The organism is Thalassotalea montiporae, assembly GCF_053485855.1.
Map to the genome: position 1 here is coordinate 18452 of NZ_JBQRUO010000009.1, position 17380 is coordinate 35831.

Genomic DNA, 17380 nt, shown 5'->3' on the forward strand with positions numbered 1-17380 from the left:
CTTAAGAAAAGGTTGGTAGCAAGTTAATGGAACAAGAATATTTAACTTTTGTGCTAAGTGGCGAAGAGTTTGGTGTCGACATTCTATGCGTTCAAGAAATACGAGTATTATCGACTGTCACTGAACTGCCCAATAAGCCTGATTATCTGAAAGGGGTAATCAATCTGCGTGGCGTTATTATTCCTATTGTCGATTTACGACAACGCTTTGGTTTAGAGCCATTAAGCTATGATGATAAAACCGTCACTATTATTTTGCGTAGTCGCAATCCTGAAAAACCTATGGTTGTTGGCATTATTGTTGATGCGGTTTCCGAAGTTTACAAGTTTGATCCAACCAATGTACGTAAAGCGCCAGCACTTGGCAGCAAACTCGACAGTAGCTTCTTAAAAGGGCTTGCTACCGTAGAAGAAAAACTCATTATTTTATTAGACACAGCAACGCTTCTGAATGAAGACGAGCTATTCAGTGTTGATATGGATGAAACCCCAGTCCTGACAATGTCATAACGGCAACGTAGTAATTCTTTATTGGTGTATGCCAACGAAAGAAGTTGCATGTCTGAATTATCAGGCGGGTAATAAAAGCGTTAACCTAGGCAGGGAAGATGACTCCAAAGCAAATATCAACTGTGCAAGCAGTTTGGGCAAAAGTGCCAGCAGAGCAAAAAATGCTCGGTCTAAGCACTTTTGTCTCGAGTGTACAGCAAAGTAACTCGCTAGATTGGCTAGTGGCTTACCTCGGACTTAATAACACCGATGAAGTCAGTATACCTGCCGATTTACTCAATGACTTTGAACAGTTAATCAATAATCTAACAAATCCACTTGAGCTTGAGCTCGTTATAAAAAAAATAGCGAGTGTTCATCAAGTTCATGGTTTCGACCAGCAAGCGTTCAATTCGATTGTAGAATTAGTGTTTGTCAGTATCGAAACCGCATTACACAAACCATTAAGCGTTGCAGCGAAAAGAGCTTCGACTGCTGTTGCTAAATCCATATTTAAAGCAATAGTTCAAGTAAGTGAAGAGCAACAACAAATCGTGAAGATAGTGCAAAAAGAGGCATCTATGGATACGTCAACCAAAGCAAGTAATGATTTAGCGGTACGACTACAAGGAGCACTTGATCAGTCGTCAACTGCTTTTATGATGATCGACCGTGACTTCATTGTTACTTATATCAATGAAGCTACCATGCAATTGCTAACCAAGCATGAGCAAGTTTTTCAGCAAAAGTGGCCTGCATTTGTTGCTGATAGAGAGAAGGTAATAGGTAGCTGCATTGATGTTTTTCATGTCAAGCCTGAGCACCAACGAGCATTGCTTTCCGATCCTAGTAATTTACCTTGGAAAACTGATATTCAAATAGAGCACTTAACTATTGAGCTAAATGTCACGGCAATTAATGATGCTGACGGCGAATACATAGGTAATTCGTTAGAGTGGCAAGATGTTACTGATGCACGTGCCCAGGAAAATAAAGCTGTGCAACTACAAGGTGCCGTTGACCAGTCTCGCACGCCAAGCATGTTTATCGACCGTGAATTTAATATCACCTACGCAAACAAAGCAACATTGGAACTCTTGAAGCTTCATGAAGCCACCTTCGCTAAAAAGTGGCCTGGTTTTAGCGCAGATGAATCAGCGTTGATCGGGTCTTGCATAGATGGCTTTCATGTTAAGCCTGAACATCAGCGTAAATTACTATGTGATCCATCAAATTTGCCATGGAAAACAGATATTCATATTGAACATTTGACGTTTGAACTCAATGTTACGGCGATAAATGATGTCAGCGGCAATTATATAGGCAATGCACTTGAGTGGCACGATGTTACCGATGCCCGTACAAAAGCACTAGAGGTAGGACGTTTAATGTCTGCGGTTGAAGGCATGACAACCAACCTGATGATGGCGGACTTACAAGGTAATATTGTTTACGCCAACCCTTCGGTTATCAAAATGTTAGCGCGCAGAGAAGATGATTTACGTAAAGTTTTTCCATCTTTTAGTGCTAGTAATATTGTCGGAACAAACTTCGATATTTTTCATAAGAACCCAGCTCATCAGCAAAATTTGCTGGGAGACATGAAAAACATGCCGTATACCACTGAGATTTCAGTCTCAGGGTTAGTGTTTGAATTGATTGCTATTGCACTAAAAGACGAGCAGGGCAATCACGTCGGCAATGCGGTGCAGTGGCTTGATTTAACTGAGCAAAAAGATGCGCAAGGGCAAGTTGAAGGCTTAATTAATGCCGCAATTCAAGGCCAACTTGATACTCGAATTGCAACGGATAACTATGAAGGTTTTATGCGTAACCTTGGCGATAGTATCAACGGCTTAATGGATACAATTATTCAGCCAATCAACGAAGCTAAGAATGTTGCACAAGCGCTGGCGAGAGGTAACTTAACGCAATCGATGGACGGTAGCTACGACGGTGAATTTTTAGCACTTGCCGATGCAATGAATGAATCAATCAGAAACCTAAGCAATATGGTTAATGAGATTCGCTCAGCGTCGACCAATGTTTTTGATTCTGCCCGTGAGCTTGCTGAAGGCAATAACGAGTTAAGTCACCGTACTGAGTCGCAAGCTTCTAGCTTAGAGCAAACAGCATCGGCAATGGAGCAGTTAACTAGTACCGTTCAGCAAAACGCAGAAAATACATCTAATGCATCTAAGCTTTCTGCATCGGTTGTTGAAAAAGCAAAAAGCGGTGGCGCTGTTGTCAGCAATGCGATAACGGCGATGACGGATATTAACAAATCGAGTAAAAAGATAGCCGATATTATCAGTGTGATTGACGAAATTGCCTTTCAAACGAATTTACTTGCATTAAATGCCGCAGTTGAAGCCGCTAGGGCTGGTGAACAAGGCCGAGGCTTTGCAGTGGTTGCAGCCGAAGTAAGAAACTTAGCGCAACGCTCTGCTGGCGCTGCGAAAGAAATTAAAGGCTTGATTAACGACAGTGTTGAGGCTGTCGGCTTAGGTACTAAGCTCGTCGATGAAACTGGTCAAACATTTGAGCAACTTGTCAGCGCAATAGAAGAAGTTGGCAGCATGCTAGCTGACATTGACAATGCAGGTAAAGAGCAATCAGCTGGTATTGGCGAAGTAAGTGCAGCGGTTAGTCAAATGGATGAAATGACACAACAAAACGCTGCACTCGTTGAAGAAGCGGCGTCTGCCAGTAAATCAATGGAAGAACAGTCACAAGGGCTTTTAGAGCAGGTGGCTTATTTTGACAATGGCGAACAAGAGCAGGTTGCTCAAAGCACCGTAACTCGAGAGGTAACGAGAAAGCCTCAACTTCGCGCACCTAAACCAACTCGTCAAGCAAGAGCCAAAACGATTGCTGACGACGAATGGGAAGAGTTTTAGGTTTAACTAGATGAAGGATGTAAGAGAAGATTCTTACCAACTAAGTAGTAAGAATTTTAAATTTATTTGCGATTATGTTTATGACTCCGCTGGCATTGTGCTGGGTGAGGCTAAGCGTGAGATGCTCTATCGTCGCTTAACCCGAGTTATTCGTGAACGAAAACTACCAAGCTTTGACGCTTACTGTGATTTACTGAGGTCTCAACCAGAGCAAGAGCGAACGTATTTTATTAATGCTATCACCACGAATTTAACCAGTTTTTATCGTGAGCAGCATCATTTTGACTACCTTGCTAAGCATGAATTTCCTAAATTGCTGAATAAAAATAGAGACTCGAAGCGCATTAGGCTCTGGTCTAGTGCTAGTTCAACGGGGGAAGAGCCGTATAGCTTGGGAATTACTACACATCAAAGCTTTGCACCGGTGCTAAGTCAATGGGACATCAAAATTCTCGCAACCGACATTGATAGTAATGTACTGGCAACGGCAAAAGAAGGCGTTTACACCGCCAACCGTGTTGAAGGTATCTCGCAATCAATTCAACAAAAGTATTTTAAAAAAGGTACTGGTGCAAATGAAACGAAAGTTAGAGTTATCGATGAGGTTCGCTCATTAATTACATTTAAACAGCTGAATTTGTTACACGAATGGCCTGTTAAAGGGCCATTTGATGTGATTTTCTGCCGTAATGTGATTATTTACTTTGATAAAGCAACTCAGCAAGACTTATTTGCTCGTTATTACGAGTTACTAGCTCCCGGTGGTTTATTGATGTTAGGTCACAGTGAAAACCTAGGCGAGTACCAGCGTTATTTTGAAAACGTCGGTAGAACAATTTTTAGAAAGCCTGAATAGATTTTATAGGTCAAATGAGACCATCTTAAATAAATACGCCTTATTAATATTGGCAAATATAGAGAGTAGTAATAGCAAGTATGGTAAATGCACACGAGAAATCGGCGCTTAGATCAGCACTAGCACATTGTGCGTCTGAGTTTAAGCATGTGAACCACTACTGGGACAAACAACGCAATACGGTTGTGGCCAAAATATTACCCGGCGAATTTTACATGACGTCAGACGAGGTACTTATTTCTACCACTCTTGGTTCATGTATTTCAGCGTGCATCTGGGATGAGCAAGCGCAAGTGGGGGGCATGAATCATTTTATGCTACCTGCCACAGATAAGAATGCAGATGAAGTAGACTGGGGTCAGCGCGGCCTTGCTTCAGATGCTACTCGTTATGGCAATTTTGCGATGGAGCACTTGATCAATATGCTGCTTAAACAAGGGGGATTGCGCAGAAACTTAAAAGCCAAAGTATTTGGTGGCGGCAAAGTGTTAAAGAAAATGTCAGATATTGGTGAACGCAACACCGCTTTTGTTTTCGACTATTTAAAAACCGAACGGATAGAAGTTATCAACCATGATGTCGGTTCTATTTATCCAAGAAAAGTAATGTTCGACCCATTAACCGGTCGCGCTTTTGTCAAAAGATTAGATAATTTACACAACGATACGATTGCCCAGCGCGAAAGTGATTACCGCACGCGCATCGACCACGAAGTGGTTGAAGGTGATGTCGAATTGTTTTAAAAGTGAAATCAGTGAATATGAATAAAACTAAGGTGCTCATTGTCGATGATTCGTCGGTAATTCGTGGCTTGTTAACAGAGATTATCAGCTCAGATCCTGAGCTTGAAGTTGTGGGTGAAGCAAAGGACCCATATGTCGCCAGAGAGCAAATAAAAAAGCTTAACCCGGACGTGATAACTTTGGACGTTGAAATGCCTAAGATGGATGGCATCACTTTCTTAAGCAACTTAATGCGCTTGCGCCCTATGCCTGTGATCATGCTGTCAACGCTAACAACGAAAGGCGCAGATATTACGCTTGAAGCATTAGAGCTTGGTGCTGTTGATTTTATTGCCAAGCCAAGTTTTGAGAAGCTTCTGGCTAATCGCTATGCATTTAAGGATCTGCTACTTGAGAAAATCAAATCAGCCGTAAAAGTTGACCAAAAGAGCTTTCAGTTATCATCAGCGATATCATCCGTTAAGTCAGATAAACATACCACTTTGCCGTTTGCAGGCTGTAAACGAGCAAATCATATTGTCGCGATTGGCTCATCAACAGGTGGTACAGATGCCTTGAGACAATTGATCAATCAATTGCCTGTGAATTGTCCGCCAGTGGTCATTGCTCAGCACATCCCGCCAAAATTTAGTGAGCGTTTTGCAACTCGGTTGAATGGCCAAGTTGCGGTCACTGTTCAAGAAGCACGACACGGTCAGAAATTAAAAGAAGGTAATGTGTATGTTGCTCCCGGTGACAAGCACTTGCAGGTGGTACATAAAAATGGTGCGTTGTTTTCTGTGTTAGATGATTCTGAACCTGTTAACCGCCATAAGCCATCTGTTGATGTACTATTTGATTCGCTAGAGCCAATAGCTGCTAATGTCCAAGCTGTTTTGCTGACGGGTATGGGGCAAGATGGCGCTGCGGCGATGGCGAGGCTGAAAAGCCATGGCGCTCGTACCATGATCCAAAACAAAGCCACGAGCTTAATATGGGGAATGCCTGGAGCCGCTTATGCGTTAAATGCCCATACTAGCGAGCACGCGTTACAAGACATCGCCCAAGAAGTTCTTGCATATGCAGCATTAACTCGCGAAGAAATGAAAGGGGCTCTAAATGCTTAACAACCAGAATAGGCAACTTAAGCTACTAATTGCCTTGTGTTTAGTCGCGATCATTAACCAAGTTGCACTGCAACTTCCTTGGCTAACAACAGTTTTCTTGGTGATAGTGACTGGCATACTCATCAATTTATTGAGATCAGAAAGTTCTCAGCAGGCTGGCAGCAGCCAACTAGAAGATACTCAGGATAGCGATGCGACAGATACGTATGATGCCGCCTTGCTTAAAGAGAGCGTCGAGCAAATGTCAGCGCTGATTGATCAAGAAGTAAGTGTTATAGAGCAGGAGCATCAGCGAGTTACTGGTTTAGTTCGTGACGCGATTAGCGGAATTTCATATAGCTTTAAAAGTCTGCAATCGCTGAGTCAAGAGCAGCAACAAATGATCAGTGAAGTGATCGAAACCAATCAAAATATTGGTGATGAAGGCGGAACAACACTGGCTTCGTTTGTTGAAAACTCAAATCAAACACTCGAAGACTTTGTCAGCGTTATTATCAATACGAGTAAGCAGAGTTTAGAAACCATGTCATATACCGATGAAATGGTTAAAAAAATTAGTGGTATATTTGGTTTACTAGAGCAAGTTGAAAATCTAGCTAGCCAAACAAATTTACTCGCGTTGAATGCGGCAATTGAAGCAGCTCGTGCGGGCGAAGCTGGTAGAGGTTTTGCGGTCGTTGCTAACGAAGTTCGTGCACTTTCGGTCAACTCTACTGAGCTAAACAATGATATTCGCGCAGAGATTTCAGGCGCGCAAGAAACCATAGAAAAATTGCGTAGTTCTGTAGAAGTAATGGCGTCAGCAGACATGACCTCAACGCTGCAAGCGAAAGATAACGTCAGTGTCATGATGGAGCATGTTGGACATGTCAACGAACAAACTACCAATATTGTTGAGCGCTTAGCGACGATATCTGCACAGATCGATGAAACGGCGGTAACCGGCGTTCGTTCTTTGCAGTTTGAAGATTTAACTTACCAAACCATTGATTCTTTAACGTTTAATTTGAATAATTTAGCTAAGCTTAAGCAGGTACTGGCTGGAATTTCTACGCTGGAAGATATGAGCCAACAATTAAATGAAGTTAAGCAAGTTTGTGCCGACGCTGTTGCAGCGAGTAAACAAGCTAACCAAGAAAGAACAGTGTCTCAATCGTCAATGGACGAAGGCGATGTCGAATTATTTTAATGAGGAGAGTTGTAAATGTCAGTCAAGAAACATGTAAGTTCAAACCTAAAAGAAATCACCATAGGAATTGATGACAGATTTGATTTTTCATTGCACCAGTTATTTCGTGACAGCTATATTGGCGAAGTCGCCCAAGGTGCCGTATTTACCTTAGACTTATCAAGAACATCGTATATGGATAGCTCGGCTCTAGGTATGATTTTACTACTGAAAGACCACGCAGAAAAATTGTCAGGCGAGGTTATCATTAAACAGCCTAATGAGTCTGTTGCAAAAATTTTGGAGATTGCTCAGTTCCACCGTTTGCTAAAAATCGAGAATTAAGCATATGGCCAGCCCGCAGGAACGTCATTACAAATTGGCATTGGTGGTTGATGATTCAGTCATGCAATGTAAGGTGCTTGGTGTACTTTTAAAAGAAGAAGGCTATCGCGTGTTTACCGCTAACGACGGTGCGCGTGGTGTAGATATGTATATCAAATATCAGCCGGATCTTGTGTTGATGGATATCAACATGCCCGTGATGAACGGATACGAGGCCGCCCGGAAAATAAAGTCATTGTCGAAAAATACCTTGGCACCGTTAATCTTTATTACCAGTATGGATACTGACCAAGCATTTATTGAAAGTATTGAAGCGGGCGGCGACGGGATATTAGTTCGACCTTTTTCACCGGAAGTGTTCAAAGCCAAAATCAAATCGATTCAGCGCATTAGTGACCTTTATGCGCAGGTTAAGTCGCTACAGCAGGCGCAACAACAAGACGCAGAACTAGCTGAGCAGTTGATGTCTGGCGTAATTGAATCGCGTAACTTTGCGCTTGACCGAATTGATATCCTAAAAAAACCTGCTGAGTTATTTAGTGGTGATATTCAATTAACAGCACAATGCCCAAATGGTGACGTTAATGTGTTGTTAGGGGATTTCACTGGTCATGGTTTGCGCTCATCAATTGGCGCGATACCGTTAGCAGAAACGTTTCGAGTGATGACTAAAAAAGGCTTTAGCCTCTTTGAGATCATCGTTCAAATAAACAATCAGCTATATGATTTGCTGCCATCAGATCTGTTCTTAGCCGCTGGCTTTGTCAGTATTTCAAGTAGTGATGCCACGGCTTATGTCTTTAATGCGGGTTTGCCAGACACGTATGTTTATGATCAATTGGGTGAAATTAAGCATAAAATTGCGTCTACACATCCGCCACTTGGGGTTATTCAATCGTTGTTGCCTGGCAGTAAGCTAGATGTCGTATCCGTTGCCCCAACCGACAGCGTATTGTTATTAAGTGACGGTATTATCGAAGCGGGTAACCATGGCGGGGAAATGTACGGCATCGAGCGCTTTGAACAAGCAGCAAAATTAGGTGTTGTTAATCAAACACTCGGTGAAACTGTGCTTAACGATGTTGAACAATTCTGTCAGGGGGCACTGCAAGAAGACGATATCTCACTAATTAGTGTGCCTTGCGGTGATTGGGCAAAATCGGTAGCAGTGAACCCTCCCGCGGCAGTTAAACCAGCACCTTATGGCACCTTTGTTGACTTACCCGACTCTGGTGCATTATGGCAGTGGAATATCGTCTTATCCGGCGAGAAGCTTGCTAAAGTAAACCCTATTCCAATTGCGATGAGTTTTATCCAAGAACTCGAAGGTGGTGGGGAGCAATGGCAAAACCTATTTACCATCTTAACTGAATTGTTTGTTAATGCGTTGGATCATGGCGTATTGGGACTCGATTCATCATTAAAACAAGAAGCAGAAGGTTTTGCGCTGTACTTCCATGAGCGTGAAAAAAGGCTCCAACAATTAACCGATGGGACCGTTGAACTATCGTTGAGCTATTACCAACTAGCCGATTCAGGCCGCATGGATATTGTGATTAAAGATAGCGGCAAAGGGTTTGACCACAAAGAATTTCTAGAGAAAATTTCATCGGCAGAAAATGTTGAAATGGCGTTAAGTGGCCGCGGCATTATCCTAGTGAGCCAACTTTGTGAGCAATTAGACTATCGCAAAGGTGGGAGCGAAGTGACAGCAAGCTACTTGCTGTCATAATAAATAGCGTTAAAAGTACAATTTTATTACATATTATCCAGACAGGAACGCTGCAAATGTAAACCGTTTATAAGTCTGTTGTATAGGCTCATATTTGGTAAGTGCATTTGTCGAAAATTAAGGACTTTTGAATGACAGAATCAAAAAAGACCGTATTGATTATTGATGATGATAGTCAGTATTTAGAGTTGTTGGCAGAATGCCTTGAAACAGTCTTTACCGTTGAAGTTGCAGATAGTTTGAGCTTAGGGGAAGCGAAAATTGAGCAGCATGGCAAATTTGATATTGCTTTAGTTGATGAATATATAGGTCAAGAAGTTGGTTCTGAATGGATAAAAAAATGTGTCGATAGCCAACGCGGTGCTGAGTCATTTGTGCTTTATTCGGGACTCGCTACTGAAGAAGCGATTCTCAAAGGCTTAGAATGCGGCGCTGATGACTTTTTAGCAAAACCCATCTCGCTTATTACGCTCAGTCAAAAGCTCGAAAAGCTGATTAATTATCAAGACAAAATTCATGATTTTGAAAGTGAACTGATGTCAAAAGATCGAGTTATCAATGTCTCGATGGCGCAAGCATCTAAATACGGTGCTTGTATGCAGCTTACCTCTCGTTTAAACCAATGCTTTAGCTTTGAAGAAATTCGCGATCAAGTTTTTTCATTTTTTTACAGCATGAATTTGCATGGCTGTATTGCCTTTTATCCTCTGCAAGAAAAACCGTTGTTTTACAGTTCTAAAAATGGCTTATGTTCGCCCGTAGAAATCGGTGTGATGGAGCTACTTAAAGTAAAGCCGCGTCTTTATCGCTTTGGTACGCGAACGATTTTCAATCATCCGCTAGTCTCAATTTTGGTGCTGAATTTAGAGGAAGGCGCAATCGATACCGATATTTATATCGATGCATTGGCCTCTGTCATCGAATGTATCGGTGCGCGTATGGCATTTATCACCTATAAAAATTCATTGGTTGAAGTGCAGGAACAGATTCAACAAGCTGTCGTGAAAACGAAGAAAATGATCGAAATCTCAAAGCATCATCAACAAGAGGTGATGAATGAAATTGTCCAGAATATGGGCATGAGTTTTCATGTGTTAGATATGAGTGAAGATCAAGAAACTTATCTAACCGACTTAGTGCACAAAGCATTAAAAAAACATACCCAAGATGATGTTAACTTTTTAGAAGTTACACAATTACTTGATCAAGCATTAGGCAGCGTTGATAGCCTGAAGTCGCTTAATCAGCAGCAAACAGTAGTAGAAGATTTTGATGAAGATGATGAGCTATTTTGATGGCTGAAAGCATCTCAGTAACAGAGCTGCCAATTGCGGTTGTAGAGCTTGATAGTGATGGAGATATCACTGCAGCTAATCCTGCATTGGCTAGCTTAGTTGGTCTCAACCCAGAACAATTAGTGGGTAAGCCCTTAGCCACGATATTAAAAGATTACCCCCTTCATTCTGTAAAACGTGCACTAGAGAGTGAGATAGCAAATGAGCTAGACCAAGCCAATCAAGCAACGCAAACTGGATCTCACAAGCAACACCAATCACTGTGGTTACTCGAGGCGGCAAACTCAAGTTTGTCTTATGTCACCGTTAAAGAGCATCAAGTTGGCGATAAACTATGGCTGTTTGTTGTACCTAATATTACGCCGCCCAAAGAAATTAGTGAACCGCTTAGGGAAGACACTAGAACGACACTAGAAGCGCTTGATGAAACCTACTGGGAATGGGATATCGCATCAGATCTAGTGTACTTTTCACCAGAATTGATAGCCATGCTTGGCTATAAACGCCAAGCGCTTTCAGTACCAAGTAGTTTTTGGCAAAAGCATATTAATGAGCAGCAATGGCAAAACATGTTGCAACAAGTCGATCTATTACTTAAAGACCAACAAACAAGTTTTAATACAACCTATCAAGTTACTACCACTAACAATCAGGTGTTATGGGTGAATGCCACGGCAAGGCTGAAACGTGATAGCGACGGCATACCGGAGCGGATGTATGGTGCAGTGCGCAACGTGACGGAAACCAAGTCACTTATACAACAATTGCGCAAGCAAAATAACTACCTTTCACTGGCAGAAAAAATCAGTAATTCAGGGCATTGGCGTTATGATGTTGTTGAACAAAAAATGTTCTGGTCAACTGAGCTATATCGAATATATGGCACTGAGCCGCATGCATTTCGCCCGAATCTAGAGAATGAACTTGTGTTCCATTCGAAAGCTGAACGTGAACAAATTCGCAATGCTTTTAAGCGCAGTATTGAGTGTGCGCAAAGTTTCCGTCATAAATCCACCATATTACAAGCAAGTGGTAAGAAAGCGAAAATCGAAACTATAGGTGAAGTGGAAGTTGATTCAGATGGTAAGGTCGTTGCGCTATTTGGTATTAGTCGAGACATTACTCGTAGTGAAGCGGTATTTGAAAAACTTAAGCTACTCGCGCTCGTTAATTACACCATAAAAGTGCCAATCTTCTTTATTGATGAAGATGACAACGTGGTATACCAAGATATTTCGCCTCAGCAGGGCGGCAGTAATACCGCTTTGTTTGACTATGTGAATTTTAGCATTAGTGAGTATATGTCGCTTAAAAAAACTGCCCGTCAGTATGGCCAGCTCAAGCGAACTCATATCAGCTTTGACGACTACAATAGCGTTTTTGATTTATCCGTCACTTATGAAGCCGATAAAGGGGTCTACATCTGGATTGTTGAAAATGTTACCGATAAATTCAGAAAAGAGCAGCAACAAGCCATTAGCAGTCGCTTAGCCTTACTTGGCAATACATTTGGCAGTGTTTCGCATGATATTAATAACGTGTTAGGTGTCGCCTTAGGCGCAATTGAAATGCTTGAGCTTAAGTTTTCGCAAGGTGAGCAAAATATCTCTCGGTACATTGAGCGTGTGAAGAATGCAATAGACAAGGGAAAAAGTGTTACGGAGCGTTTGTTGGCATTTACTAAAAAGCCGATGGTTAAAGTGGTTAAATTCGATCCACTAAAAGACATACTTGATAACCAATACCTGTTTAGACAAGTGTTAGTCGCCAATATCGAGCTTGAAATTAATTTACCAGACACCCAAGCCTCCATAAACTTTCCGCAAGGGGAGTTCATTAACATTCTGCTTAACCTCGTGATTAACGCACAAGATGCGATTAAGGAACAGGAAAAAGCACTCGCGCAGAATGAAGGTGGGAAAATTCAGTTAACCGCATACTGCAATGCCAAAGGCAGTTTAGAAATACATGTCAAAGATAGCGGCATTGGCATTGTCTCTGAAAACCTTACTAAAATATTTGATCCGTTTTATTCGAGTAAGTCAGTCAGTAAAGGTCATGGTATTGGCTTGGCGAATGTTTATAGCACTATGTATAAACACAATGCGCAAATAAGAGTCTATGGCAAATCAGAACTCGGTGGTGCACATTTTGTGCTTGAGTTTCCGTGTAATTGTGTTGAAAAAGCTAGTGTTGATGTATCTGGTGAAAAAGCCCTTGATTCATCAAGCAGTCACTTTGGTGGTGTTAGTCGCCAACGTATTTTAATTCTGGATGATGAAACGAGTATTGCTGAATTTGTTGCTTTGTTTTTAGAGAGCATTGGTGCAGAAACCGTACATGTCAGCAATAAAGCAGACTTGCTAGAAGCTATTGACCTTAAAGGGCCCTTTGATGTTTTTATGACAGATATGATCTTGCCAGACACTTCCGGACGTGAAGCCACAGCATTGGTACAGCAACGTTATCCGAGGGCGAAAATTTGTTCAATGAGTGGCTATATAGATAACGATGATAAGAGTTGGCCATATCCAGTACTGCGCAAGCCATTCAATTCCGCTGAGCTATCTCAATTTTTTAGCAATTTGAATAACTCCATGTAAAATTTAAAGATAAGCTCAAAGGAAGTAACGAGATGATAACAAACAATGGGAAAACACTCAGGCAGCGAAAGTTTTGGCGATCGCTAAAGTTCAAAGTACCGTTGATCAGTTTTGTTATTGCCTTATTTGTTGCTACCGTAATGAGCTTAACATCATATTTTGAAAGCGGAAAAATCCTCAAACAACACGCAGAGCGAGATTTAGCGGAAAACGCAGAATTTGTTGCTGCTATGGTCAAACGCTATTTCAGCGTAAACTTTGAAGATGCCGTTGCAATCAGTGATGCTCATTTAGTTGAACAACTCGTTGATGACAACACTGCAGCAACCTATGGCATTAGTTTAGCCGATCAGCAGCGTCAGTTTAATGCTGCCTTTGCGTCTTTGCTATCTGCAAAACCAAAGTTTGTCACTATCTCGTTATTATCTAGTGAAGATCAGATGATAGCGGCTCAATATACCGTTGCCGAAAATGTGCAACGAAAAATCATCAAATATGCCATTAACCGCAACAGTACCGAAAGGACAACAAAAGATACCTACTTTCAGCAAATTGAAATAGCTGGCGCAAAGCAGTCGTTGATGGTCTCGGTTAACCCCATGTACCAGGGAGGGCAGCATGTAGCGAGTCTAATTATTGCCTTTAATCTGGCATCACTTGATGAACTATTAACAACGTTTCATAAAGCCGGGGAACATATATATATTGCTGATAGTGAGGCGAATCTCGTCTACCAAAGTGAGCAAAAAACTGATAGCGGAGTCTTAGATAACAAGTGGCAAGAGCACCTGAAATCGCTCGCAATAGACAATGCCGCTGCCGATAGCATACCTCAAAGCCCTGCCTCAATTAGCATTGCTGAACAAGTTGAAGAGCTGGAACCTATGCAACTAAGTACAACAAAGCAAATTGTATTTAATGAGTACGACCAGCCTCTTAAGCTTAACCTGCTTTTTTATCATGACGGTCATCGACTTTCCGCTGAATTTGGCAAATTAGAAGAGCGCGTATTTTTGCTGGGTGTGCTACTAGCTCTGATAGCTTTTGCTTTATCAGTGCTTGGTTCTAGACGGATTATTGAACCGCTGACAAATATGATCACCAGTATAGGCCAATATGAAAGTAAAGGGGAAGTCTTACCTTTGCCTACCACTAAACGAGACGAAACAGGGCGATTGGCGCGTAGTTTTGATCGCTTGCTTCGACACGTAGAGCAGCAAAAAGAGTCGATGAATGATACCTTAGCTGAATCCCAAGAAACGTCCGCCAAGCTCCAGTCTATCCTTAACTCGATAACTGATGCTGTGGTGAACTTCGATGAAAACGCCAATATCGTTGCCTTTAACCGCTCTGCTGAGCGAATGTTTGGTTATCGCGCAACAGATATGATTGGTAAACACCTTACTGAATTATTACCGCACGATACGGCTACGGAATTTGATCAAATTGCCGCTGAATTTAGTGATGTGAGCTCAAGTTGCCGCTCTATGGCTGGCAAAGAACTGCCCGCGATGCGCATAGATGGCGAAGTTTTCCCTGTGCTTTTAGTTGTTTCGCAAGTAGCGATCGACCAAGGCGTTATGTATACCGGCTTAATCCGCGACAATACTTATTACAAATTACTTGAATCAGAGCGTAAATCGGCGTTACGTGATGCTAATGAGCTTGCTTGGCGGCTCGATTTTGCCTTGTCAGCGCCACAAATCGGTGTTTGGGAATATAATCGCCTGACGGGCCGTGTATCGTGGGATAAGCGTATGTATCGCTTATATGGCTATAACCAAAGTGATGGTGTTTTACCGGAACAAATATGGCTAAAAGCGGTGCACCCCAAAGACCGTCAAATTGTTGATAATGCAATAGAACAATCACTATCAACTGGGCAAGACTTTAATGTGACATTTCGCATTAATATGCCGAATGGGCAAGTAAATTATATTGAGTCGCATGCCAAAGCAATCATTGAGCAAACTGCAGAAACCGTCCGTTTGGTGGGCACTAACCGCAACGTAACTGAGCAACGCTTATTACACGACTTGAAGCAACAAGCGCTTGATATGGCGCAAGAGTCATTGCGTTCAAAATCTGAATTTCTTGCCAGTATGAGCCATGAAATTCGAACGCCAATGAATGGTGTAATGGGCATGCTCGGCTTATTAGAGCAAAGCGACTTGTCGGCAAAGCAACGCCATTATGTGCAACTTGCCAATTCTAGTGCTTTCTCTTTACTGAATTTGATCAATGACATTCTAGACTTTTCGAAAGTCGAAGCAGGCAAGCTAGAACTTGAGATTCTAGACTTTGATTTACGCTCACATCTTGGTGATATTGCTGAATCTATGGCGTTAAAGGCACAAGACAAAGGCGTTGAAATTATCTTAGACGTTAGCCAAATAAGCTTGTCTATGGTTAAGGGTGACCCAACTCGCTTGATGCAAATAATCACGAACTTAGTCGGTAATGCAATCAAATTTACCGAACGAGGTGAAGTGGTTATCCGAGCGAAACTGTCGCCGGCACTAGTTGATGAGCAAGAAGTACTCAAATTTGAATGCCAGGTTATTGATACTGGAATTGGCATTGCAGAGGATAAATTAGAAAAACTATTCGACTCTTTTACACAGGTTGATGCGAGTACGACACGCCGTTATGGTGGCACGGGCCTTGGTTTGGCAATCGTCAAGAAATTGTGTCTGCTAATGCAAGGTAGTGTGAGTGTAGAGAGCTCGTTAGGTGTTGGTAGTAAGTTTACCTTTGATTTAATTATGCAACGCAGTGAGCAAACGCCAGTGGCGATTCCCGATATTAGCTTCTCGGGTCATCACGTCTTAGTGATTGATGAAAATGCGACCAATCGAAGTGTGCTTGCCGAGCAGTTATCTGTTTGGGGCGCATCAGTTGTCACTGCCGACAGCGGAGAATCAGCGTTAGAGACCATTGCTAAGCGGCCTTCTGGTTATTTTGAAGTGGCAATTTTAGATCGACAGCTATCCGATATTGACGGCGTGACGCTTGGACAGCGCATAAAATCAGCTGCAAACGCTAAGCACATAAAATTGATAATGATGACGTCGATGAGTGAGCGAGGCGATGCTAATTATTTTGCTGAGCTCGGCTATAGTGCATACTTTCCTAAACCAGCAACCACCAGCGATTTACGTAACGCTATGGCGGTTGTGCTGAGTAAAGGGGCGGATAGCGACTCCGATGGTTCGCCCATCCTAACACATTACAATGTTCACCCCAGCGCCTCGCCTTCTGCACAAGATATGTCGTTTAAATCGATGCGTATTTTGCTCGTAGAAGACAATCGAATTAATCAGGCAGTTGTTCAAGGTATTCTTGGCAATGGCGGTGGGCGAGCGGATATCGCTAACCATGGTAGGGAAGCACTGGAGCAAATGGCTCAATCCCCCTCAAATGCTGCTTACGATATTATCTTGATGGATTGCCAGATGCCTGAAATGGACGGCTACCAAACGACTCAAGCTATTCGACAAGGAAAAGTGGGCAACTTTTATAAAGATATACCGATCATTGCGATGACAGCCAACGCGATGAAAGGGGACAGGGAAAAGTGCTTGGCCGCTGGTATGAACGATTATCTCTCAAAGCCTGTGGATGCAGAAAAGCTCGGTGAAACACTGTGTCACTGGGTTAAAAAGTCAAACAACTATAACCAGAAGGTTGAATTAGTAGCGAATGTAGAGCAAGCGAGCATAATAGATGAAGAGCCAAGCGAATTGAAATTAGCACCTCTTTGGGATAAGCAAGCCTTATTTAAGCGCGTGAGAAATAATGAACAGTTAGTGCGTAATTTAGTAGAGTTGTATATAAATGAAGTGCCAGAACTTTTTGAGCAGCTAATTGAAGCGCTCGCGCAAAGTAACATGACTGAAATTTTGGCTTTTGCCCATAAGCTTAAAGGCTCTTCAAATAACTTAGGTGGCATACAACTAGCTGATATTGCGCTCAAAATAGAGCTTGCAGCGAAAGCCGAAGATATTGAACAGTTAAAAGAGCTCACGCAGGCATTAGATAAAACTTATGTTGAGTTTATCGAGCATCTTAGATCGTTTTTATCGCAGCCAATTGAGGCATGAAAACGCATAATTTTATGACTAAGTAGAGCGGTAAAGTACTT

11 protein-coding genes are annotated in these 17380 nt (G+C 42.1%); all 11 read left to right on the top strand.

The annotated features are described in order from the left end of the window. Window positions 1-26: 26 nt before the first annotated feature. Window positions 27-509, top strand: coding sequence for a chemotaxis protein CheW (locus ACSLUR_RS17720; protein WP_448556636.1), 483 nt, complete (start codon window positions 27-29; stop codon window positions 507-509). A gap of 98 nt (window positions 510-607) precedes the next feature. After that, a complete protein-coding gene (locus ACSLUR_RS17725; protein ID WP_448556637.1) occupies window positions 608-3388 on the top strand; it encodes a methyl-accepting chemotaxis protein in 2781 nt (926 codons plus the stop codon). A 10-nt stretch (window positions 3389-3398) separates the two neighbouring features. Beyond that, window positions 3399-4244, top strand: coding sequence for a CheR family methyltransferase (locus ACSLUR_RS17730; RefSeq protein ID WP_448556638.1), 846 nt, complete (start codon window positions 3399-3401; stop codon window positions 4242-4244). Between the two features lie 80 nt (window positions 4245-4324). Then, on the top strand, window positions 4325-4987 hold the full coding sequence (cheD, locus tag ACSLUR_RS17735) for a chemoreceptor glutamine deamidase CheD (RefSeq protein WP_115999992.1): 663 nt from the start codon (window positions 4325-4327) through the stop codon (window positions 4985-4987). 17 nt (window positions 4988-5004) lie between these two features. Then, window positions 5005-6093 carry a protein-glutamate methylesterase/protein-glutamine glutaminase gene (gene cheB, locus ACSLUR_RS17740; protein ID WP_448556639.1) on the top strand — a complete coding sequence of 363 codons (1089 nt, stop codon included), beginning with the start codon at window positions 5005-5007 and terminating at the stop codon, window positions 6091-6093. Then, a complete protein-coding gene (locus ACSLUR_RS17745) occupies window positions 6086-7282 on the top strand; it encodes a methyl-accepting chemotaxis protein (RefSeq protein WP_448556640.1) in 1197 nt (398 codons plus the stop codon). Before cheB ends, ACSLUR_RS17745 begins: the two co-directional genes overlap by 8 nt. A gap of 15 nt (window positions 7283-7297) precedes the next feature. Next, the gene (locus ACSLUR_RS17750; protein WP_115999995.1) at window positions 7298-7606 is read left to right on the top strand and encodes an STAS domain-containing protein; all 309 of its coding nucleotides are present in this window, start codon (window positions 7298-7300) and stop codon (window positions 7604-7606) included. A gap of 4 nt (window positions 7607-7610) precedes the next feature. Further along, window positions 7611-9338 (top strand): ATP-binding SpoIIE family protein phosphatase, encoded by a 1728-nt coding sequence (locus ACSLUR_RS17755; protein ID WP_448556641.1) that lies wholly within the window; start codon window positions 7611-7613, stop codon window positions 9336-9338. A gap of 131 nt (window positions 9339-9469) precedes the next feature. Further along, window positions 9470-10633: a response regulator gene (locus ACSLUR_RS17760; protein WP_115999997.1), complete on the top strand. Its 1164-nt coding sequence runs from the start codon at window positions 9470-9472 to the stop codon at window positions 10631-10633. Continuing rightward, a complete protein-coding gene (locus tag ACSLUR_RS17765; RefSeq protein WP_448556642.1) occupies window positions 10633-13236 on the top strand; it encodes a PAS domain-containing protein in 2604 nt (867 codons plus the stop codon). Before ACSLUR_RS17760 ends, ACSLUR_RS17765 begins: the two co-directional genes overlap by 1 nt. A gap of 32 nt (window positions 13237-13268) precedes the next feature. Beyond that, complete coding sequence (locus ACSLUR_RS17770; protein ID WP_448556643.1) at window positions 13269-17339, top strand: response regulator; 4071 nt, start codon at window positions 13269-13271, stop codon at window positions 17337-17339. Window positions 17340-17380: the final 41 nt, after the last annotated feature.

Coding starts and splice junctions, on each gene's coding strand:
- ACSLUR_RS17720 (WP_448556636.1), top strand. CDS start 27: ATGGAACAAGAATATTTAACTTTTGTGCTAAGTGGCGAAGAGTTTGGT.
- ACSLUR_RS17725 (WP_448556637.1), top strand. CDS start 608: ATGACTCCAAAGCAAATATCAACTGTGCAAGCAGTTTGGGCAAAAGTG.
- ACSLUR_RS17730 (WP_448556638.1), top strand. CDS start 3,399: ATGAAGGATGTAAGAGAAGATTCTTACCAACTAAGTAGTAAGAATTTT.
- cheD (WP_115999992.1), top strand. CDS start 4,325: ATGGTAAATGCACACGAGAAATCGGCGCTTAGATCAGCACTAGCACAT.
- cheB (WP_448556639.1), top strand. CDS start 5,005: ATGAATAAAACTAAGGTGCTCATTGTCGATGATTCGTCGGTAATTCGT.
- ACSLUR_RS17745 (WP_448556640.1), top strand. CDS start 6,086: ATGCTTAACAACCAGAATAGGCAACTTAAGCTACTAATTGCCTTGTGT.
- ACSLUR_RS17750 (WP_115999995.1), top strand. CDS start 7,298: ATGTCAGTCAAGAAACATGTAAGTTCAAACCTAAAAGAAATCACCATA.
- ACSLUR_RS17755 (WP_448556641.1), top strand. CDS start 7,611: ATGGCCAGCCCGCAGGAACGTCATTACAAATTGGCATTGGTGGTTGAT.
- ACSLUR_RS17760 (WP_115999997.1), top strand. CDS start 9,470: ATGACAGAATCAAAAAAGACCGTATTGATTATTGATGATGATAGTCAG.
- ACSLUR_RS17765 (WP_448556642.1), top strand. CDS start 10,633: ATGGCTGAAAGCATCTCAGTAACAGAGCTGCCAATTGCGGTTGTAGAG.
- ACSLUR_RS17770 (WP_448556643.1), top strand. CDS start 13,269: ATGATAACAAACAATGGGAAAACACTCAGGCAGCGAAAGTTTTGGCGA.